Origin of the sequence: Arthrobacter crystallopoietes BAB-32 (assembly GCF_000328305.2) — a bacterium.
In the GTDB taxonomy this organism is placed as follows: domain Bacteria; phylum Actinomycetota; class Actinomycetes; order Actinomycetales; family Micrococcaceae; genus Crystallibacter; species Crystallibacter crystallopoietes_A.
In genome coordinates, this window is the sequence record NZ_ANPE02000099.1 from 1 (window position 1) to 20474 (window position 20474).

A 20474-nucleotide genomic window follows, 5' to 3' on the forward strand; every position below is an offset into this window, starting at 1 on the left:
CACCGTGGGCGCCAGGCGCCGCAGTCCCAGGCCGGCGGCACGCGGGTCGGCCAGCAGATCGTCGAGCAGTTCGGCGTCCTCGCTGCGCAGGTAGGACACGGCTGAGCCGACCCGGACGGTTCCGTGCCGGGCGGCGGTGTCCTCCACCAGGTAGCGCAGCGGCTGCGGGACGCCGGTGGCCGAGTGGCGGGTGAGGAAGTCAAGGATGGCGGCGGCATCCCGGCCGGCGTCCAGGGCTGTGCGGATGGAGTCGGCGGAGAACCGGTGGACCGCCGCCGGGCCCCGGCCCTCCGCGTTCGAGAGCAGCTGCAGTTCCCGGGCCACCGAGGGCTCCAGGTACCCGGGCGCCACCGCCGTCAGGTCGGCCTGCAGCATGAAGTGGGACAGCGGGGCCGGAAGCTTCTCGTCGAGGACCGCTGCGGCCGCCGCCGGATCCTCGGCGAGCAGCAGGCCGAGCTCGGTCAGTGCCCCGGAACCAAGCAGGCCGAGCCTGGCGGCCTCCTCCAGCATGCCCGGTACCAGCCGTTCGAACCGGCGCTGCAGCCGGGGCGACTGCCAGCTAAGGTAGGCGATGACGAACCCGGCGGAGGGCGCCGGAACGGTCCCGGCGGCCGGTTCGGGCGCGGAAGGCGGCGCCGCCAGCTCGGCCAGGGCGGCCAGCAGCCGCCGACGGACAGCGGGAGCGTCGGGACGGGAAGCTTCGGCTGCCAGCACGTTGATCGGTGTGTTGCTGCTGGCGGCTCGTCCGGCACCAGGAGGCGGTCCGGCCGCGCCGGCCGAAGCGGAGCCCGGGGTGCTGCCCGGTCCGCTGGCAACCAGCGCGGGCGCCCGGCCCAGCTCCAGCCACGCTGTTGCCAGGAGCTGCCACTGCAACGGGCGGTCCAGTGCGGCATAGGCCTCGGCCCCGTGCACGGTCCAGCGCGAGGTGTCCACATCCAGCACCAGCAGCCCGGCGGCGGCCGTGAGCTCCAGCAGCCATCCGGCGTCCGCGGCATCGACGTGCAGCGCGTCGGCAACGCGTTTCACTTCCCGAACGCCGACGCCGCCGGCCCGCAGCGTGGCCACCGGTGCGTCCGCGGCCACAGCGAGCAGCTCGGCGACCAGGCGCAGCGTTTCCGCCACCGCCGCGAAAGCCGCGTTGTCCCGGATAGCGGGCCGCACAGGGCGCATATCGGCGGGGCCTGCAGCCTCCGGCGGGTGGGTGTGCCAAGGGTTTGCGACGGCGCCGCCGCGCAGCAGCAGCCCGACAGCACGCGGCAGTTCCACATGGGTTTCGTCGAGCGGCACGAGCAGGCCGTGCGCCAGCAGCCACGGCACCGGCTGCAGGTCCGGTGCGGCGGCGTCCACCGTCCGCATCGCTTGCGGCACGGCCCCGACCGGAGAAGACCGGAACCGTTCCAGCAGTTCGGGCGTCTTCGCCGGAGCCGCGGCGAGCAACGTCGACCAGACGCCTGGCTGGCCGAGCCAGTGTTCGATCGCGGCAGCGGCGGCCTGCCCATGCTCCGCAGACGCCGCGGCCTGGCCAGCCGCTGCCCGGGCAGCAATGGCTTTGCCATCCTCCGCAGGTGCAGCCGCCGAGGGCATGTCAGCGTCCGGTTCATTACCAGTCGGGGCCGGCAGGGCATGGCCTGCGCGCCGCAGCGAGTCGGCCACGGCGGCGAGCCGGCTGCCAGTCTGCGGGTTCAGTCCCGCCAGCGTCCGGTGGGTGCGGCCCATTCCGGCCGGATAGGGGCCCAGGACCTCGACCAGACCCGCGAGCGGAAGATAGGCAGGAAGGCGGGTACCGCCGTCGTTGTTCTCCGCGGGTTCAGCGGCAGGTGGCTGGCCGTCCCGGCGCACCAGCAGGCCCAGCGCATGCAGCCGCTGCAGGAGAGGCGCGGGTGACCGGGGACTGCGGGCCACTGGCACCAGCAGGGGCGCCAGGCCCTGCGCGTCCACGGCTGTACCGCGGTCGACGTCGGAGGCCAGGACCACTGTTTCCATCAGTTCCAGCTCTGGCCGGGAGAGTTTTTCCAGCGCCCGCTGGAGGCTCACGCGCGTGCAGGCGCGTGCGGCGAGGGCGGAGAAGTCCGGGACCGGCGGCAGGCAAAGGTCCGGCCGGGCAGCGAAGAGAGCCCGCAGCTCGTCGTCGCTGCGGGCAGCCAGATCATCGGCCAGCGCGCGGATGGAGGACACCGTATTAACGGTACCCGCACCGTCACTGCGCCGCGGCGGCGGGGGCAGAGGCTTGCGGCGCCGAGGCGAGGATCAGAGGCGGCGGCGCCGGCGGATGTTGCGCACGATCATGGCGCCCATCAGCAGGAAGGCGATCGGGAAGCCGACCCAGGCGATGCCGACGAACCCAGGCCACATTTCGGCACCGAAGAGAGCTCCGACCAGGATGACCGCCAGGCTGATCAGGCCTGCGGCGGAAACCACTGCGGCCAGCAGGACCACGGTGACCAGCAGCTTGCTGGCCTCGGAATTGCCCTCAGGCAGCGGGGCAGGAACATGGCCGGACATGACGATAACGCTAACAGCGGACAAGATGCCGGCAAAAGTCGCCGAAGGGGATGGCCGGACAGGCTAATCTAGATACAGACTTCCCGTCTGTCCGCGGGCCGGCGCCAGCTTGCGCCGGCGGCCGGACCGGATGGAACACGCAGGCAGCGCCGGGCTGGAAACCGGTGCACGAAATCGTAGAACGAGGTAGCAGAAGTGCCTATCGGCAAGGTGAAGTGGTTCGACACTGAGAAGGGATTCGGCTTCCTGGCCACGGATGAAGGCCAGGAAGTTTTCCTGCATGCTTCGGCACTGCCCACCGGGGTCAAAGAGGTCAAGGCCGGAACCCGGATGGAGTTCGGCATTGCCGAAGGCCGCCGCGGCGCGCAGGCGCTCTCGGTGCGGATTATCGATGCCAAGCCGTCGGTAGCCAAGGCCACGCGCAAGCCCGCCGAGGACATGGCCATCATCACCGAGGACCTGATCAAGCTGCTGGACGGCATTTCCAACGGGCTGCGTAAGGGCCGGTATCCCGACAAGGCGCACGCGACCAAGGTCGCTGCCGTGCTGCGGCGGGTTGCCGACGACCTGGACGCCTAGGCCGGACGGGAGAGGTCTTGACCAGTCCGGAAGCGGAAACGAGCGGCGCGCCTGCGGCCAAGCGGCGCGTCTACAAGCGTGCGCCGAAGCTGGACGCGGTGCTGGCCGAGGCCGTGGAGCGTGCCCGCCAAGGCGTGCTGGAAATCGCCCCAGCCGAACAGGTCGGCGCGCACATCAGCGCGGTGGCCGAAGCTGAACGCATGGTCATCCACCGCTTCGAAGCCAACGTCCCCGGCTACGGCGGCTGGCAGTGGTTCGCCTCGCTGGCCCGAGTCCCGCGCAGCAAGCACGTGACTGTGTGCGAAGTGGGCTTGCTGCCTTCGGAGACCTCTTTGCTGGCGCCGGACTGGGTGCCGTGGGCCGAACGCGTCCGGCCGGAGGAAGCCGCCGCTGCCGAGGCGGAAGCGGCAGAGTCCGCCGGGCCCGAAGCAACGGAAGGCTCCGAGGCCGGGCGTGACGAGGCCGAAGCAACCGAATCCGCCGGGTCCGGCGAAGCTGCGCAGTCGGGCGCTGATGCCGAGGCTGGGCCGACCGAGGATGAAGCGCCGGCCGAGGACGTGCCTGGTGCTGCCGGATTAACAGGCCCTGCCGAGACAGAACCCGAGGACGGCGAGAATGCGGAGGCAAGCTCCGCCGTCGTTATTGGCGAGGACACGGAGGCACAGGGCTGACACCCTGCCGTTTCCGTTGAGACCCGCAGGAAGGTAGGGAAAGTGAGCGCGATGTTCCGCTCCCTGCGGTTCTTCAATTACCGGATCTGGTTCCTGGGCGCCGTGGTGTCCAACATCGGGACCTGGATGCAGCGGACGGCGCAGGACTGGCTGGTCTTCGACATCCTGACCGAGCAGGACGCCGCTGCGATGGGCATCGTGATGGCGCTGCAGCTCGGGCCCCAGCTGGTGATGGCCCCGTGGGCCGGGCTGATCGCGGACCGCTTCGACCGGCGGAAAGTGCTGATGGTCACGCAGCTGTCGATGGCGCTGCTGGGCCTTGGCCTGGGCCTCATGGTCATTACGGACGTCGTGGCGCTGTGGCATGTCTACGCCTTCGCGCTGGCGCTCGGGGTGGTCTCCTCGGTGGATGCGCCGGCCCGGCAGACCTTCGTTTCGGAGCTGGTGCGTGACGATTTCCTCCCGAACGCGGTGGCGCTGAACAGCACGTCCTTCAATCTCGCGCGGATGGTCGGTCCGGCCGTGGCCGGCGTGCTGACCGTGGCGGTTGGGCCCGGTTGGGTCTTCCTGATCAACGCTGCGACCTTCGCCGCCACGATCGCGGCGTTGCTGGCCATCCGCTCCAGCGAACTGCGCGACCTGCCGCGGGCGGCGAAGGGCAAGGGCATGATCCGCGAAGGCTTCCGCTATGTGCGGTTCCGGCCGGACCTGGTCGTGGTCATGGCGGCGATCTTCATCATCGGCACCTTCGGGCTTAACTTCGCGATCTATATTGCCGGCATGGCGCGGGAGGAATTCGGCGGGCATGCCGGCGATTTCGGCCTGCTTTCCTCGGTGATGGCCGTGGGCTCGGTGCTGGGGGCGCTCCTCGCGGCCCGGCGGGAGCGGCCGCGGCTGCGTTTCATTTTCGGCGCCTCGGCGGCTTTCGCCGTAGCCTGCACTGCGGCGGCGCTCGCGCCCAATGCCTGGCTGTTCGGCCTGTTCCTGGTGCCGGTAGGGGTGTCGTCGCTGACCATCATGACCAGCGCGAACGCCTACGTCCAGACCACTACGGACCCAGTGATGCGCGGCCGGGTGATGGCCCTCTACATGGCGATCTTCATGGGCGGCACGCCGCTGGGTGCGCCGTTCGTCGGGCTGGTGTCCAACGCTTTCGGTGCACGGTGGGGGCTGGGGGTTGCCGCGATTTCCGGGGTGGTGGCTGCCGTGGTCGGGCTGGCTTGGGCCTGGCGGGCCAAGCAGTTGCGCTTCCAGTTCGACCGGATGCCCAAGCGGAGGCTGCGGATCGTCTACCTGTCCGAGCGCCACTGACATTTCCAGCTGGGCGCGAAGGCATCGCGCGCCCAGCTCCAGCTGCCGTTAAAGGGGCTGGGGCGCCCGTTTCCGGAACGCCCCAGCCATCAGGATTCGGTGGTTCAGCCGTTGAGCTGCTCCACCACATAGTCGATGCACTTGAGCAGCGCGCTGACATCTTCGGGCTCGATGGCGACGAAGGTGGCGATGCGCAGCTGGTTGCGGCCGAGCTTGCGGTAGGGCTCCACGTCCACCACGCCGTTGGTGCGCAGTACCTTGGCCACGGCGGCAGCATCAACGGAATCATCGAAGTCGACGGTGGCGATCACGTTGGAGCGGTGGTCGGGGTTGGCGACGTAGGGGGTGGCCAGCTTCGAGGCCTCGGCCCAATCGTAGACCCGGCCAGCGGAATCCGCGGTGCGGGCGGCGGCGAACTTGAGGCCGCCGTTGCTGTTGAGCCATTCGATTTGGCTGTTCAGCGTGACCAGCGTGGTCAGCGCCGGCGTGTTGTAGGTCTGGTTCTTCAGCGAATTGTCGATCGCCGTAGTCAGGCTCAGGAAGTCCGGCACCCACCGGTCCGAAGCGCCGATACGGGCGGCGCGCTCAAGGGCGGCGGGGGAGAACAGCCCCAGCCAGATGCCGCCGTCCGAGGCGAAGTTCTTCTGCGGCGAGAAGTAGTAGACGTCGCTTTCTGCCACGTCCACGTCCAGACCGCCGGCAGCTGAGGTGGCGTCGATCAGGACGAGGGCGCCCTCGTCCGCACCGGCCACCCGCTTCACCGGGGCCGCAACGCCGGTGGAGGTTTCGTTCTGCGCCCAGGCATAGACATCGACGCCGGCTTCGGCCTTCGGATCCGGGCGCGAACCGGGCTCGGACTTGATGATGGAGGACTCGGCGAGGAACGGCGCCTTGTTGGTGGCGGCGGCGAACTTCGAGCTGAATTCGCCGAACGACAGATGCTGCGCCTTGTTCTCGACCAGGCCGAAGGTCGCCACGTCCCAGAACGCGGTCGCGCCGCCGACGCCGAGGACTACTTCATAGCCGTCGGGCGCCTGGAAGAATTCCCGCAGCCCGTTGCGCACGTTGCCGACGAGGTTCTTGACCGGGGCCTGGCGATGGGAGGTCCCCAGCAGCGACCGGCCCGCCTGCACCACGGCATCGATCTGCTCGGACCTGACCTTCGACGGACCGGCACCGAAGCGCCCGTCCCGGGGCAGCAGTTCTGCGGGGATGCTTATGGACTGGTTGTCGCTCATCTGGACTCTTCCTGGCAGGCTATGGAGTTCTGTGCAGTTCGCCATTCGAACCTCCTACATTCTGCCGTACGCTCCTGCAGCCCCGTTAGCTGGCGGGCGCGGATTCCGCATTTCGGAACGTCAGCGGACGCGCGGAGGGGGCCGGACGCCATTTATCCGCATTCGGTCAAACAGGCTAACCTTGACGTGGGACAACGACGCCGGTGCGTCGGCTTGAGCAGCGGATTCCCGCCACCTGCGCCGAGGAGCAAGAAACTAAGTGACTGACCTCATCGATACCACCGAGATGTATCTGCGGACGATTCTCGAGCTGGAGGAGGAGAACATCGTTGCGCTGCGCGCGCGCATCGCCGAACGGCTCCGCCATTCCGGTCCGACCGTTTCGCAGACCATCGGCCGGATGGAACGCGACGGGCTGGTTGTGGTTTCGGAAGACCGCCATTTGGAGCTGACCGAGCACGGCCGCCGGCGCGCGGTGGAGGTCATGCGCAAGCACCGGTTGGCGGAACGGTTGTTGTCGGACGTGATCGGGCTCGATTGGCCGTACGTCCACGATGAAGCCTGCCGCTGGGAACACGTGATGAGCGAACGTGTGGAGCAGCGCCTCTACGAGCTGCTCGGCAAGCCAAAGGAATCGCCCTACGGCAATCCGATCCCGGGACTTGAAGCGCTGGGCGGCGAGCCGGCCGGGGAATTCGCCAGCGGCGTGGTGAACCTCACCGAGGCGATGCGCGGGTATGCGCCGGACAAGCAGGTCGCCATCGTGCGGCTGGCCGAGCCGATCCAAGTCGATCCGGAACTGCTGCTGCAGTTGGAGGAAGGCGGCCTCAAACCGGGGGCCCAGCTCCAGCTCGCCACCGTGGGGGACTATATTTCCGTGCGGGTGCCCGGCATCGAAGGAGCCCTCGAGCTGCCGCCCGAAGTCGCCGCGCACATCTTCGTGTCCATGAGCTGAACGCACCGACGAAAACGATTAAATCCGTTATCCACAGGCGTGGATAACGGATTTATCACTTTAGGCCCTTTGGCCCTATAGTTGGTGCTTGGCGCCGATGCATTGGCGTTACCTGGTCCGCAGCCGAACCCTGTCGGCGGATCGGCGTTTGGACCCGACAGGGGCGGAGGACCCACCAACCGGCAGCACCGTTCAGCTGCCTTTGGGGTGAAGCCTCGCTTGGATTCGGCATCAACTGTCTTGCCACGGTGATGCCGCATGCCATGTGCGTGGCCGAGTTTTCTTCTACTCGAACCCGACAGCTAACTTCGCAGGCTTCCAGGAGAGGGAAGATCGTTGTCAGAAAACAGACCAACGGGACGGCGCCGTTCAGCTGCTCCCGCCGCAGCCCGGCGGCCGCGCACCGCAACGACCGGCCGCCGCCGTGCGGAGGTTGCCCCATCGCCGGTTTCCGCGTTCGTACGCGGCGCAGGCCACAAGGCAGCGATCGCCGCCGCCGTTTCGGGAATGGCGCTGACAGTCCTGCTGCCCACGACGGCAGGGAATGCCGAACAAATCGACCCCGGTCCGGTCGCTGCCGGAGCCGGTGCTGCGGTGAATCCAGCACAGCCGGTTACTGCCGCGGCCGAGGTCGAAATGCAGTTCCAGCGCACCGGTCTGAGCAGCAGTTTCGATCCTGACACCAAGCTTGAACAAGTCATGGTCGCGGCGGGGGAAGACGCCAAGCCGATAGGCAGTGAAGGAACGCTGTCCTCGCCGATGGAAGACATGAAAATGACTTCTCCCTTTGGGTTCCGCGTTAACCCGGTGACCGGCTATGCCCGCGAAATGCACACCGGGCAGGACTATGGAGCGGCCTGCGGCACTCCGGTCTACTCCTCGGCCGGCGGCACCGTGAAAGAAGCCGGTTGGGCCGGCGGCTACGGCAATCGGGTTGTGGTGGACCACGGCAACGGCCTGGAGACCACCTACAACCACCTCACCAGCATCAGCGCCAAGGTCGGCGACAAGGTTCTCCGCGGTGATCTGTTGGCCCAGAGTGGCACGACCGGAAATTCGACCGGCTGCCACCTCCATTTCGAAGTTGTCGTGAATGGCGACATGGTTGACCCGAAGGGCTGGCTCTAGGCCTTTTCGTTTTGCTTTTTCGAGCAGCTTGGTTGGTTTGACCGCTGCATTCCGGGCGTTTTGAATGGCATTTGCCGCACCCTCCGGCATGTCCCTGGGGACTATTTGGGGTGAGCACTTACCGCCCGGTTCCACTGTGGCGAGAATCACAATTCATGGTGCAGTGAATGAAATTCCGCGCCATTGGTGAATCGTTCCGGGCTGGAAGAAGATCCGTCGTGATCATTCCGTCGCCACGCCGTGATCTGAATGTGACTTACGGCGATGAATCGTATATCGTCGAACCCGTGCCAAATCGCAGAGATGATTTGGCTCCTCCGGATGGATTGCCGAGCTCTGCCGCTGTCCGGGGTCCGTTCGCACAACTTCGCATGGCAGGGGCGGGGGAACCACTTACGGGTTTCAATCGAAATCCTTGGGGTTAAGTTTTGGGAATTCCCGGTATTCGCCGGAATTCCCATGGCCGGATGACTCCCATCCGAACCCGACAGCTCACCTCGCAGGCATGGGAGAGGTATAGATCGTGTCTAAGAACACTGCTGTCACGGGCCGCCATCGTGCCGTTCCCGTGCGTACCAGCCCCCTGGAGACGATCTCCAAGGCTGTTTCTTCGAACGCCGGATCGGTAGGCCGCCAGGCTGCCGTCATCGCCGCCGCATCCGGTCTTGTGCTGACGGTTGGTGTCCCGGCACAGGCCACCATGGTCCAGCGCGACGCTTCCGTCCAGGCTGCCGCAGCAGCCCCGTCCCGCATCCAGGTCGAAGCCGTGCAGGCTTCCGATGCGGCTGACCTCGAGTTCGACCGCCCGAGCATCAGCTCCACCGCCGCCCCGGTTGAAGAGCCGGAGCCCGTCGTCGAGGCTGTCTCCGAAGAGGTAGCACCCGTCGAAGAGGCCCCCGCTGCTCCGGCCAAGGAAGCCGCCGAGGCCCCCAAGCCGAAGGCAGAAGCCAAGGCCGACGTCGCCGCCAGCGGCATCGGCGCGGCGCTGGTCGCCTCCGCCTACAGCCAGATCGGCGTCTCCCAGGACTGCACCGCCCTGGTTGAGAACGCCCTGCGTGCCGCCGGCATCTCCGTGGGCGACCTTGCCCCGGCTCAGTTCTTCGCCTACGGCACCCAGGTATCCACCCCGCAGCCCGGCGACATGATCTACTACGACAACGCCGGAGCCGGCGTTCCCCACATCGCAATCTACGTGGGCAACGGCCAAGCCATCCACGGCGGCTGGACCGGATACACCACCGCCCTCGCCGATGCCTACATCGGCTCGGGCCCGGTCTTCATCCGCCCCAGCGCCTAAGCGCACAACTTCAGGAACGGGCTGCTCTCCTTCGCGGAGCACGTCCCGGACTTCCTTCGGGCGCCGCACTCCATTAGTGCGGCGCCCGTCGGCGTTAACACTGCCGCAAGGTTTAACCTGCTGCCCGCCCGGCCACGCGACAAACAAGCAGGTAAAAGAATTAGCGCAGTGCTGTGGGTTGCGCATACTCTAACTCTTGTCAGTGACGAATCACCATGGCCGGGAGAAGCAAGCGGTCCCGCCGACCGGACGTGGTCGAACGAACAGGAATGTGCAATGCGCACACTCGTTCTGAACGCTGGATACGAGCCGCTGGCGGTAGTGACCTTCCGCCGGGCGCTGCTCCTTGTGCTCACTGGCAAAGCAAGCGTCATCGCTGAGGACGGCGATCCTGTGGTTGGCCCCAATGACATCCTGGGGCGCCCGTCCGTGATCCTGCTCAACCGCTACATCAAGATCCCCTACCGCCAGGACACCGCTGTGACACGGCGCGGCGTGCTGCGGCGCGACGGCTATTTGTGCGCCTACTGCGGCAAGACCGCCAACACCGTGGACCATGTGAAACCCCGATCCCGCGGCGGCGAGGACAGTTGGGAGAACCTCGTGGCCTGCTGCCTGCGCTGCAACAATGCGAAGGGGGACCGGACTCTGGGCCAGCTGGGCTGGCACCTGCGGATTGTCCCGCGCGCCCCGCACGGAACACACTGGCGCATCCGTGAACTCGACCGGCCGGCACCGGCCTGGAGCGAGTTCCTGGACCGCAATCCGGCGGCCTGATGCGCAGGGAATTCGACGCCGTCGTCCTCGCCGGCGGCAGGTCCTCGCGCCTGGCCGGTTCTCCCAAAGCGCTGCTGCGGCTGGAGGGGCAGTCCCTGTTGCGGCGCACGCTCGAAGCCGTCCGGCTGGCACACCGCATCGCCGTGGTCGGCCCCGCCGAGTTAGCGGACGAAATCCGGCACTTCAATGACCGTTCCGGAGGCGTCCCGGAGATCCTGCTGACCCGCGAAGAGCCGCCGTTCGCCGGGCCTGCAGCGGGCATCGCCGCAGGCTTCCGGGCCCTGGGCGCGGTAAGCGGAGCCGTGGACGACGGCGGTGCGCTGCCTGGCCGTGCGGATCTCACCTTAATACTGGCGTGCGATATGCCGCGAGCCGCGCAACTGCCGCAGCAGCTGCTGTCAGCCGTGGCGGCTGAAGAGACTGCCGAGCTGTGGCTCCCGGTCGACTCCGGCGGGCGGGCCCAGCCGCTGGCCAGCTGCGCGGACAGCGCCGCCCTGGAACGGGCGCTGGCCGGTTTCACTGCGGCAGAGCTGGAGGGCCTGCCGGTTCGGAAGCTTCTCGCAGGACTGGCCACCGCCCGGTTCGAACTGCAGGCGGGCGCCACGGATGACGTGGATACGTGGGCGGACGCGGACCACTTTGGTATCCCGCGTCCTGCGCCGTAGCCTGATCTAGATATTGCCCAGCCCCGAGGTCCGGGGAGAACATCGGAGGATCGGATGCCCGGCGCCGAAGAACAGCTTGAACCGTTTGTCGCAGAACTGCTGGCTGCCCTGGAGATCGAGGACACCCCGGTGGACCTCGGCTCGGTGCTCGGCTTGGCCGGCGTCGCGGCCCACAGCGTAGTGCGTCCGGCCGCTCCGGTGACGACTTTCATCGTGGGCTACGCTGCCGGGCTTGCGGTGGCGTCCGGACAAGCTTCGGCGGAAACCGCCATGCGGTTGGCGAGCCGGGTGGCAGACACAGTGGCCCGGCGGTACGGCGCCTCGGGCAATCCGGCCGAATCCGCACCGGCGTGAGCCTCGAACCGGACTCCTTCGCCTGGACAGACGCCAGGGAAACGGCGTGGTCCGCCGGCCGCGAGGCCCTTGCAGCCGGCACCGCGGGTTGGACCGCCTCGTCCGCGCCGTTGGAGCAGTGCCTCGGCCTGGTACTGGCCGAACCCATCACCGCGCAGCTCCCGGTGCCGCACTACGCCTCGTCCGCCATGGACGGGTGGGTCCTGGCCGGCACCGAGCCGTGGCAGCTGAAACCGCCGGGGAGCGCTCTGGCAGCCAGCGAAGCAGCGCCGGTGGTCACGGGCGGACTGATCCCCGAGGGCACCGTCGCCGTGCTCCGCAGCGAATACGGCGTCGTCGAGCAGGCTGACGGACAGCAGCAGCTGCGCCGCGCGCCTGGCGTGCCGGCCGAGGAACCACCGGCGGGCCGCCATATCCGGCCTGCGGGGGAGGAAGCGGCCGCCGGCGATACGGTCGTGCCCGCAGGTACCCGCCTGACCCCGGCGCACGTGGCCGTGGCGGCAGTGTGCGGCTACGACAGCCTGCCGGTCTACCGTGCCCCGGCGGTCGGCCTCCTGCTGACCGGCGACGAGGTGGTGACCGGCGGCCTGCCCGCTCCCGGCCAGGTCCGCGACACCTTCGGCCCCACGCTGCCGGCCATCGTCGCAGCCCTGGGCGGCCAGCCTTCGCCCCCGCACCGGCTGCCGGACGATTTCGAGGCAACCCGCGAGGCGATCGAAGGCAGCAAAGCTTCCGTCATCGTGACCACCGGCGGCACCGGCCACTCGAGGGCCGACCACCTGCGCTCGGCGCTCCAGGCCGCCGGTGCTCGGATCCTGGTGCCGTCCATCCGGATGCGTCCGGGCCATCCGGCACTGCTGGCGCAGCTGCCCGGCGGCCGGCTGGTCATCGGGCTTCCCGGCAATCCGCTGGCTGCCATGATGGCGCTGCTGACCTTGGGCGCACCGCTGCTGGCCGGACTGACCGGCAGGGCCATGCCCGAGCTGGGCGGCGTCGCGGCGGGAAGCCGGTTCGCTCCGCTCGAAGGCAGGCACCGGCTGGTTCCATACGCCCTGGACGGGCACGGCGCGGTTCCCGCCGAGCATGTCGGCTCGGCGATGATGCGCGGGCTGGCAGCGGCCTCCGGCGTCGTCGTCATTCCCCCTCAAGGCGCCCGGCCGGGAGAACTGGTGGCTACCTTGCCCCTGCCGTGGTGACTTAGGCTGGATGCGGAGGAATATATGGGACGCGTGACACAGCGCCGGAAGGTGCTCAAACTCAGTTTGGCCGGACCGCCGCGCAGGCGGGAAGACATCATGGCGGCGGAGGAGCCGCTGGAGATACGGCTCGGCGGCAGGCCGTTCAGCGTCACGATGCGCACCCCCGGGGACGATTTCGACCTGGTCGCGGGCTTCCTGGTGTCCGAGGGCGTGGTGTGGGCACCGGAGCAGCTCGGCGCCATGCGATTCTGCGCCGGCGAGGACGAACATGGCCGCCAGACCTACAACGTCGTGGAGGCGCAGTTGGCCCCCGGCGTGCCGCTGCCCGACACTTCACTGGAGCGGCACGTCTATACATCCAGCTCCTGCGGCATCTGCGGCACCGCCTCCATCGACGCCGTCACAAAGAGTTCACATTTCGACTTGGAGGCGCCGCCGGAAACCGGCGCGCTGGCCCTGGAGACGCTGCTGGCCTTGCCGGACAAGCTGCGCCGCCGCCAGCAGGTGTTCGAGCGGACCGGGGGCGTGCACGCAGCCGGACTGTTTACTTTCGACGGCGAACTGCTGTGCCTGCGCGAGGACGTCGGGCGGCACAACGCCGTGGACAAGGTCATTGGCTGGGCCCTGCGCGAGGGGAAGCTGCCGCTGCGCTCCACCGTGCTGCAGGTGTCCGGCCGCGCCTCGTTCGAGCTGGTGCAGAAGGCCTATCTGGCAGGCATCCCGGTGCTGGCCGCGGTCAGCGCGCCCTCGTCCCTGGCGGTGGAACTGGCCGAGGAAGCGGGCCTGACGCTGGCGGGCTTCAGCCGCGGCGAAACCGTCAATGTTTACGCCCATCCGGAGCGGCTTGCAGCCGGAGTCGAACTTTCCGTGTGAGGCGGGCTACATTAGGTGCATGGTTCGCCCTGCACCCGTAGAAGACATCAATGAGAACAAGCTCGAAGTCCATGGTCCCAAGTCGGCCGCGGCCGGCGTCGAGGCCGTCATGGTGGCCCTGGACCGGGGGATTGCGCAAGGCGGCGTAGCCCGCACGGCACGGTCGATGCTGCGGATCAACCAGCGCGGAGGCTTCGACTGCCCGGGCTGTGCCTGGCCGGAATCCATTACCGGAGCACGCAAGCCGGCGGAGTTCTGCGAGAACGGCGCCAAGGCCGTCGCCGAAGAGAACACCCTGCGCACGGTGACCCCGGAATTCTGGGCCCGGCATTCCATTGCGGAGCTGGAAACCAAGACGGAATACTGGCTCGGCAACCAGGGCCGGATCACCGAACCGGTGGTCATCCGCGAGGGCGAGACGCACTATTCGCCCATCTCCTGGACTGACGCCTTCAACCTCATCGGCGAGCATATCCGCGCCTCGACGCCGGACCGCTGCGTGTTCTACACGTCCGGGCGGACGGCCAATGAAACCGCATTCATGTACCAGTTGTTTGCCCGCTCGCTGGGCACCAACAACCTGCCCGACTGCTCCAACATGTGCCATGAGTCCTCAGGTTCGGCGCTGAACCCGACCATCGGCATCGGCAAAGGCACGGTGTCGCTGGAGGACATCCACCACGCCGAACTGATCTTCGTGGTCGGCCAGAACCCGGGCACGAACCATCCGCGAATGCTCTCCGCGCTGAAGGAGTGCAAGGACAACGGCGGAAAGATTGTTGCTGTGAACCCATTGCCGGAAACCGGCCTGATGGGCTTCAAGGACCCGCAGTCCGTTGATGGCCTGCTGCGCGGCGGCACCCCGATCGCCGACGAGTTCCTGCAGATCAAGGTCGGCGGGGACTTGGCACTGTTCCAGGCGCTGGGCCACTTGCTGCTCGAAGAGGAGGAGCGTGTCCCGGGGTCGGTCATCGACAAGGCCTTCATCGACGCCCAGACGGACGGCTTCGAGGAGTACGTCGAGGCCCGCAAGCACATCGACTGGGAGGAGACGGAGCGCGCGACCGGGCTCTCCCGGCTGGAGATCGCGACGGTCGCCGGCATGCTCGCCAAATCCAAGGCCACCATCATCTGCTGGGCCCTCGGCCTGACCCAGCAGCCGCACTCGGTGGATACGCTGCGCGAGATCATCAACCTGCTGCTGCTGCAGGGCAACTTCGGCAAGCCCGGCGCCGGCGCCTGCCCCGTCCGCGGACACTCCAACGTCCAAGGTGACCGGACCATGGGGATTTGGGAGAAGCCCAAGGAGTGGCTGCTGGAAGCCTTGGACAAGGAATTCGGCATCGTCTCCCCGCGCGAGCACGGCGTGGACTCCACCGAGGCCTTGGACGCGTTCGCCGAGGGCAACGTGGACGTTTTCGTCTCGATGGGCGGGAACTTCGCACTCGCCAACTCGGAGACCGAGACGCTGGAAGCCGGGATGAAGAAGGCCGGACTCACGGTGCACGTCTCCACTAAGCCGAACCGCTCGCACGTGGTGCACGGGAAGACCTCGCTGATCCTGCCGACGCTGGGCCGTACCGACCGGGACGACAAGCACCCGAAGGGCGCCCAGTTCCTGTCCGTGGAAGACTCGATGTCCGTCGTGCGGTCAACCCAGGGCCGGCTGGAACCGGTGAGCGACCATTTGCTGGCCGAACCGGTGATCATCGCCCGGATGGCGCAGGCGACCTTCGGGGACGACCACCCGGTGGACTGGCGGGCCATGGCCGAGGACTACGACGTCATCCGCGACCATATTTCCCGCGTGCTGCCCGGGTTCGAGGACTTCAACACGCGGATCCGCAACAAGAACGGCTTCGTGCTGCCGAATCCGCCGCGGGACACCCGGTCCTTCGCGACGGACATCGGCCGCGCCCGGTTCTCGGTCAGCCCGCTGGAATACCTGGAGGCTCCGCAGGGCCACCTGATCCTGCAGACCCTGCGCAGCCATGACCAGTACAACACGACCTTCTACGGCCTGGACGACCGCTACCGCGGGATCTCCAACGGACGCCGCGTGGTGCTGGTGCACCCGGAGGACCTCCGCGAGCTCGGCTTCGCCGACCGGGAACTGGTCGACGTCGTCAGCACCTTCAAGGGCGTGGAACGCCGCGCGGAGAAGTTCCGGCTGGTCTCCTACCCGACGGCCCGGGGCTGTGCCGCAGCCTACTTCCCGGAGGCCAACGCGCTGGTCCACCGCGACCTGGTGGCCCGCGAGTCCAATACTCCGGGATTCAAAGCGATGACCGTGCGCTTCGAGCCGCATGAGGAGGTGCAGCTGAGCTGACCGCGGCGCCGGCCGCGCCTTCCGGTTCCGCCCGTAGCTGACAGCGGGACGGAGCCGGAACAGCAGGAGGCCGCGGATGGTTCTAGGCTTGAGTAGCAGAACCATCGTAAGGAGCCGAAATGTCCATGGAAGGCGCCGCATGGAGTTCGCTCTACCGGCTCTCGCATACCGATAAGTCCAAGCACGGCTTCTCCAAGGAGACCGTCAAGCGGACCCTCGCGTTCGCGGCGCCGTACAAGGGCAAACTGGTCTTTTTCGTGGCCATGTCCATCGTCACCGCTGCGCTCGCCGTTGCGACGCCGGTGCTCGCCGGGCAGGTCGTGGACGCCATTGTTGCCGGCTCCGACGTGCGCACCGTGGTGTGGCTGGCCGTGGTCATCGCAGCAGTGGCGCTTGCGGACGCCGGCTTGAGCATGGTCACCCGCTGGATTTCCTCCAGCCTCGGCGAGGACGTGATCCTCGACCTGCGTACGGCCGTATTCGACCATGTCCAGAAGATGCCGATCGCTTTCTTCACCCGGACCCGGACCGGCGCGCTGGTGAGCCGGCTGAACAATGACGTGATTGGCGCCCAGCGGGCGTTCGCCGGCACCCTGTCCGGAGTGGTGAGCAACTTCGTCTCCCTGGTGCTGACACTGATCGTCATGCTCACCACCTCGTGGCAGGTTACGGTCCTGGCGCTCATCATGCTGCCGGTCTTCCTCCTGCCGGCCCGGCGGATGGGCTCGCGGCTGGCGGAAATGCGGCGCGAGGCCGCTAACCACAATTCGGCGATGAGCACCCAGATGACCGAGCGCTTCTCCGCTCCGGGCGCCACCCTGGTCAAGCTTTTCGGCCGGCCTGCGGACGAATCCCGCGAGTTCAAGCTGCGCGCCGAGCGGGTGCGCAATATCGGCGTGAAGTCGGCGGTGCTGCAGTGGACCTTCGTCACGGCGCTGACCTTGGTCTCGGCTCTGGCGTTGGCCCTGGTCTACGGCCTCGGCGGCTTCTATGCCATTGTCGGCCAGCTGGATGCCGGCGACGTCGTCGTCCTGGCGCTCCTGCTGACCCGGCTGTACGCGCCGCTGACCGGGCTGGCCAACGCCCGGGTGGAGATCGCCAGCGCCCTGGTCAGCTTCGAGCGGGTTTTCGAAGTGCTGGACCTGGACCCGCTGATCAAGGAGAAGCCGGACGCTGTTGCCGTCCCCGAGGGCCCGGTCACGGTGGAATTCCGGGACGTGTCCTTCGCCTACCCCTCGGCCGACAAGGTGTCGCTGGCCTCGCTGGAGGAAGTGGCGGTCCTGGACTCCCGCGGCGGCGAGGACGTCCTGCACGGCATCGATTTCCGTGTGGAACCGGGGCAGACGGTGGCGCTGGTGGGATCCTCCGGAGCCGGCAAGTCCACCATCGCTTCGCTGCTGGCGCGGCTTTACGACGTCGATGCCGGTGCCGTCGAGCTCTCCGGCCGCGACATCCGGGACCTCAGCTTCGACGCGCTGCGCGGGACGATCGGGATGGTCACCCAGGACGGCCACCTCTTCCATGACACGATCAGGGCAAACCTCGCCCTTGCCCGGCCGGAAGCCACAGATGAGGAGCTGTGGGAAGTGCTGCGGCGCGCGAGGCTGGAACAGCTGGTCCGCAGCCTCCCGGACGGATTGGACACAATGGTGGGGGAACGCGGCTACCGGCTCTCGGGCGGCGAACGCCAGCGGATGACCATCGCCCGGCTGCTGATCGCCCAGCCGCGGGTCGTGATCCTGGACGAGGCAACGGCCGCGCTGGACTCAACCAACGAAGCCGCGGTGCAGGCAGCCCTGACGGAGGCACTCGCCGGACGCACCGCCGTCGTTATTGCCCACCGGCTGTCCACCATCCGCTCCGCGGACAAGATCCTCGTGGTCGAAGCGGGCCGGATCATCGAACAGGGCACCCATCCCGAACTGCTCGCCCAGGGCGGCCGGTACGCCGAGCTGTACCGCACTCAGTTCCAGACCGAAGAGGCGCCGGTGCGGTAGCTGGCAGGCTGCGGCTGCACGGAAAAGGGGATGTTTTCCGACTAGCCGTTCGTCTACAGTGTCATAGGTTGACCAAAGTCACGACCAGGTCTTGGGGAGCAGGACTCATTCATGCAGCGTGGTACCAATCTTGGCCGCCTCGGAGGCTACAACCAGGCCGTCATCCTCGATGCGATCCGCCGCGCCCATGAGGGAGTGGCACGGGTTGAACTGGTCGAGCGCACCGGCCTGTCCCCGCAAACCATCTCCAATGTTGTCCGGCGGCTGGTGGACCAGGGGCTGGTGCGGGAGGACCGCAAGACCGTCTCCGGCCCGGGCAAGCCGCGCACCGTGCTGGAGCTGGAGGTATCCAGCCGCTTCGCGATCGGCATCCACCTGGACCCGGCTGTCATGACCTTGGTGGCCCTGAACCTGCATGGCGAGGTGGTGGCGCGAGCCCGTCACGACATGCCGGGAGCAGCGGAGCCTGACGGCACCGTGGAAGCCATGGCCGCCGCCGTGGACGCGCTGATCGCGGAAGCAGGCCTGGACCGCGGCCGGATCCTCGGCGTGGGACTAGCCGCGCCGGGCCCGATCAATGTTCCGGAAGGCATGATGGTTTCGCCGCCCATGCTGCCCGGCTGGGACCGGGTGCCGCTGCGCGAACCGCTGGAACGCCTGACCGGGCTGCCGGTGCTGCTGGACAAGGATGTGACGGCGGCCGTGGTGGCCGAGCTTTGGGCCGGTGAGCGCGAGGCCCCTGCCAATTTCGCCTTCATCTACCTGGGGACCGGGCTGGGCGCGGGCGTGGCGCTGGGCGGCGAAGTACTGCGCGGTTCCTCCGGCAACATTGGCGAGATCGGCCACTTCCCGGTACCGGATGAGGTGCCGGTCTGCGGGTGCGGACGGCGCAACTGCGTCGGCATGAGCCTGAATTTCGGCACCTTGATCCGTCAGGCGATCGACGCGGGCATCTTTCCGGCCGACCACGACGCCCAGCAGCTGCCGGAAACCACCGCGGCCATCCTGGAACTGGTCCGGCTGGCGGAGGGCGGACAGGCCGAGGCCATGGCGATCCTGCGGCGCGGCGCCCGCAACCTCGCTTTTGTGGTCGCCCAAGTTGTCAACGTGCTCGACGTCGACACCGTGATTTTCGGAGGCCCGCTGTGGGACGCGCTGGCGGACCTGGCGCTTCCGCTCATGCGCGACGAGATTCCCCAGCATGTTGTAGCTCGTGAAATCCACAGGCTGGAGGTCGTGGGCTCAACCCAAGGCCCGGAAGTCGGCGCCATCGGCGGCGCCTGCCTGATCCTCGACGATGCCTTTAGCCCGCGAGCGAGCGGGCTGCTGCTCGGCAGCTGACAGCCACAAATCGCCATATTCGGCAAAAACGGCGAAATTCACCGCGAATTCACATGGTTAACTTGATTTAGTAAATCAAATGGATTTATATATCTAACAACAGCAGGTGTTCGTATGACTGCGCCATCTCTTGGAATGAACGGTCCAAGAGCGGGAGCAGCCCTGGGGAGGGGCGCCGGTTGTTGAACCAAGCGGGAGGCTGCGCAGGCCTCAGGTTCCGTGGAACGGGAAGAACGGAACTTTGAGTGCCCGCTCAGGGGCGTCGCAGTCGCCCACTTGGTAATGCACCATGAAGCGGCCGCTGGCTGCGCATCCGTGGGGGGATGCGCAGACGGCGGCCGCTTTACTTAAGCGCCACAGCCGGCGAAGCCGCGCGCCAACCGGTCAAGGAGTGCCCCCGATTGGATTCGAACCAACGACACCGGCTTTAGGAGAGCCGTGCTCTATCCCCTGAGCTACGGGGGCAACGGATCGAGTTTAGCTTAAGCGGGCGGCTCTCCTCCCGTCCGCCTAGGCCGCGTGGGGCTTTCGGCGCGGCCTGGCGAAGACAGCCACGAGCGCCGCCACGATGCTCAGGCCGAACAGCACCGACTTGGCGACGGTCAGGAAGATGGCCCAGCCGGCGCCGCCGGCGGGGTCGCTCGCCAGCATCGTGTCGATTGCCTGGTTTTCGGCCAGGTCCGCGATCACGTACAGCAGCACCGGGGTCCAGCAGAGCCAGCGCAGCGCCCGGCCCTTGAGCTGCTGTCCAACCAGCAGCAGCCAGGTGAAGCCGAACAGCAGCGGGAAGATCGTGTCCGCCGTCTTGTGCCAGTAGTTGTACTGCCCGGTCCCGTCCTCGCCGAGCGCGGTGCGCAGCTGCTGCGCGTACTCCGTCGAGTAGCCCGTGACCAGGGTGTCCGGCATGGCCAGGCCGCCGCTGAGCTGCTGCAGCTGTGGCATCACCAGCAGGAACGAGTAGCCGAACAGGAAGGCAGAGGAGACGGCGCCGGCGATAATGATCGCATTGGCATTGAGCGCCGCTTTCCGGGGCGTGCGGTCCGTGGACGGATTGACGACGCCGGGTTCCCCGCCTTGGGCTGCCCGCCCGCCGGGGCGGGGCGTACCTGCTGCGGCACCGTGCTTGCGGGCGCGCTGGGCCGGAGTTTTCGACATGCTCCCATTATCCCCATGGCCGCGCAGACGGCGGGGATGTCCTGCCGCCTTCGGCCCCGAGCGGATCTGTCCCATGCTGTCGGTGGGGGCTAATAGACTTAAA

Annotated in this window: 18 protein-coding genes, 1 tRNA gene and 2 riboswitches; of the genes, 14 read left to right on the plus strand and 5 right to left on the minus strand. The window is 67.6% G+C overall.

Annotated features, from left to right (window positions below; all coding sequences use genetic code 11):
• Window positions 1-2175, minus strand: a 2175-nt coding sequence (locus D477_RS07215; RefSeq protein ID WP_005268355.1) for a helicase-associated domain-containing protein, incomplete at its 3' end; no start/stop codon positions are given.
• Between the two features lie 72 nt (window positions 2176-2247).
• Entirely contained in the window at window positions 2248-2502 is a 255-nt protein-coding gene (locus D477_RS07220) for a hypothetical protein (protein ID WP_005268356.1), read from the minus strand.
• A gap of 195 nt (window positions 2503-2697) precedes the next feature.
• Here D477_RS07220 and D477_RS07225 point away from each other — a divergent pair, with 195 nt between their 5' ends.
• The 3 genes from D477_RS07225 to D477_RS07235 are packed head-to-tail and all read left to right on the plus strand — an operon-like array spanning window position 2698 to window position 5063.
• Window positions 2698-3081, plus strand: a complete 384-nt coding sequence (locus D477_RS07225; protein ID WP_005268357.1) for a cold-shock protein — start codon at window positions 2698-2700, stop codon at window positions 3079-3081.
• 17 nt (window positions 3082-3098) lie between these two features.
• Entirely contained in the window at window positions 3099-3752 is a 654-nt protein-coding gene (locus D477_RS07230) for a DUF3027 domain-containing protein (protein WP_005268358.1), read from the plus strand.
• 51 nt (window positions 3753-3803) lie between these two features.
• Window positions 3804-5063, plus strand: coding sequence for an MFS transporter (locus tag D477_RS07235; protein WP_005268359.1), 1260 nt, complete (start codon window positions 3804-3806; stop codon window positions 5061-5063).
• Between the two features lie 104 nt (window positions 5064-5167).
• Here D477_RS07235 and serC read toward each other — a convergent pair whose 3' ends face one another.
• Window positions 5168-6301, minus strand: a complete 1134-nt coding sequence (gene serC, locus D477_RS07240) for a phosphoserine transaminase (RefSeq protein ID WP_005268360.1) — start codon at window positions 6299-6301, stop codon at window positions 5168-5170.
• A 259-nt stretch (window positions 6302-6560) separates the two neighbouring features.
• Here serC and D477_RS07245 point away from each other — a divergent pair, with 259 nt between their 5' ends.
• The 11 genes from D477_RS07245 to D477_RS07295 all read left to right on the plus strand — a co-directional run bounded on the left by D477_RS07245 (window position 6561) and on the right by D477_RS07295 (window position 19216).
• Window positions 6561-7256 (plus strand): metal-dependent transcriptional regulator, encoded by a 696-nt coding sequence (locus D477_RS07245; RefSeq protein ID WP_005268361.1) that lies wholly within the window; start codon window positions 6561-6563, stop codon window positions 7254-7256.
• 111 nt (window positions 7257-7367) lie between these two features.
• Window positions 7368-7588: riboswitch (cyclic di-AMP (ydaO/yuaA leader) on the plus strand.
• Window positions 7589-7892: 304 nt separating this feature from the next.
• The gene (locus D477_RS07250) at window positions 7893-8384 is read left to right on the plus strand and encodes a M23 family metallopeptidase (protein WP_237740730.1); all 492 of its coding nucleotides are present in this window, start codon (window positions 7893-7895) and stop codon (window positions 8382-8384) included.
• 348 nt (window positions 8385-8732) lie between these two features.
• Window positions 8733-8905: riboswitch (cyclic di-AMP (ydaO/yuaA leader) on the plus strand.
• A gap of 2 nt (window positions 8906-8907) precedes the next feature.
• Window positions 8908-9681 (plus strand): C40 family peptidase, encoded by a 774-nt coding sequence (locus tag D477_RS07255; RefSeq protein WP_043846058.1) that lies wholly within the window; start codon window positions 8908-8910, stop codon window positions 9679-9681.
• 276 nt (window positions 9682-9957) lie between these two features.
• Window positions 9958-10458 (plus strand): HNH endonuclease, encoded by a 501-nt coding sequence (locus tag D477_RS07260; protein WP_005268364.1) that lies wholly within the window; start codon window positions 9958-9960, stop codon window positions 10456-10458.
• Window positions 10458-11123 (plus strand): molybdenum cofactor guanylyltransferase, encoded by a 666-nt coding sequence (gene mobA / locus D477_RS07265; protein ID WP_005268365.1) that lies wholly within the window; start codon window positions 10458-10460, stop codon window positions 11121-11123. The genes D477_RS07260 and mobA overlap by 1 nt, the downstream gene beginning before the upstream one ends.
• Before the next feature lie 54 nt (window positions 11124-11177).
• Window positions 11178-11477, plus strand: a complete 300-nt coding sequence (locus tag D477_RS07270) for a DUF6457 domain-containing protein (RefSeq protein WP_005268366.1) — start codon at window positions 11178-11180, stop codon at window positions 11475-11477.
• Entirely contained in the window at window positions 11474-12673 is a 1200-nt protein-coding gene (locus D477_RS07275; RefSeq protein WP_005268367.1) for a molybdopterin molybdotransferase MoeA, read from the plus strand. Before D477_RS07270 ends, D477_RS07275 begins: the two co-directional genes overlap by 4 nt.
• Window positions 12674-12697: 24 nt before the next feature.
• Window positions 12698-13549: a formate dehydrogenase accessory sulfurtransferase FdhD gene (gene fdhD, locus D477_RS07280; RefSeq protein ID WP_005268368.1), complete on the plus strand. Its 852-nt coding sequence runs from the start codon at window positions 12698-12700 to the stop codon at window positions 13547-13549.
• A 19-nt stretch (window positions 13550-13568) separates the two neighbouring features.
• The gene (locus D477_RS07285) at window positions 13569-15878 is read left to right on the plus strand and encodes an FdhF/YdeP family oxidoreductase (RefSeq protein WP_005268369.1); all 2310 of its coding nucleotides are present in this window, start codon (window positions 13569-13571) and stop codon (window positions 15876-15878) included.
• Between the two features lie 119 nt (window positions 15879-15997).
• Window positions 15998-17875, plus strand: coding sequence for an ABC transporter ATP-binding protein (locus D477_RS07290; RefSeq protein WP_005268370.1), 1878 nt, complete (start codon window positions 15998-16000; stop codon window positions 17873-17875).
• A gap of 111 nt (window positions 17876-17986) precedes the next feature.
• Window positions 17987-19216, plus strand: a complete 1230-nt coding sequence (locus D477_RS07295) for an ROK family transcriptional regulator (RefSeq protein WP_005268371.1) — start codon at window positions 17987-17989, stop codon at window positions 19214-19216.
• Between the two features lie 392 nt (window positions 19217-19608).
• On the opposite strand, the gene D477_RS07300 is transcribed toward D477_RS07295, so the two are convergent.
• Window positions 19609-19681 (minus strand) — tRNA-Arg (locus D477_RS07300).
• Window positions 19682-19726: 45 nt separating this feature from the next.
• On the minus strand, window positions 19727-20371 hold the full coding sequence (locus tag D477_RS07305; RefSeq protein ID WP_005268372.1) for a hypothetical protein: 645 nt from the start codon (window positions 20369-20371) through the stop codon (window positions 19727-19729).
• Window positions 20372-20474: the final 103 nt, after the last annotated feature.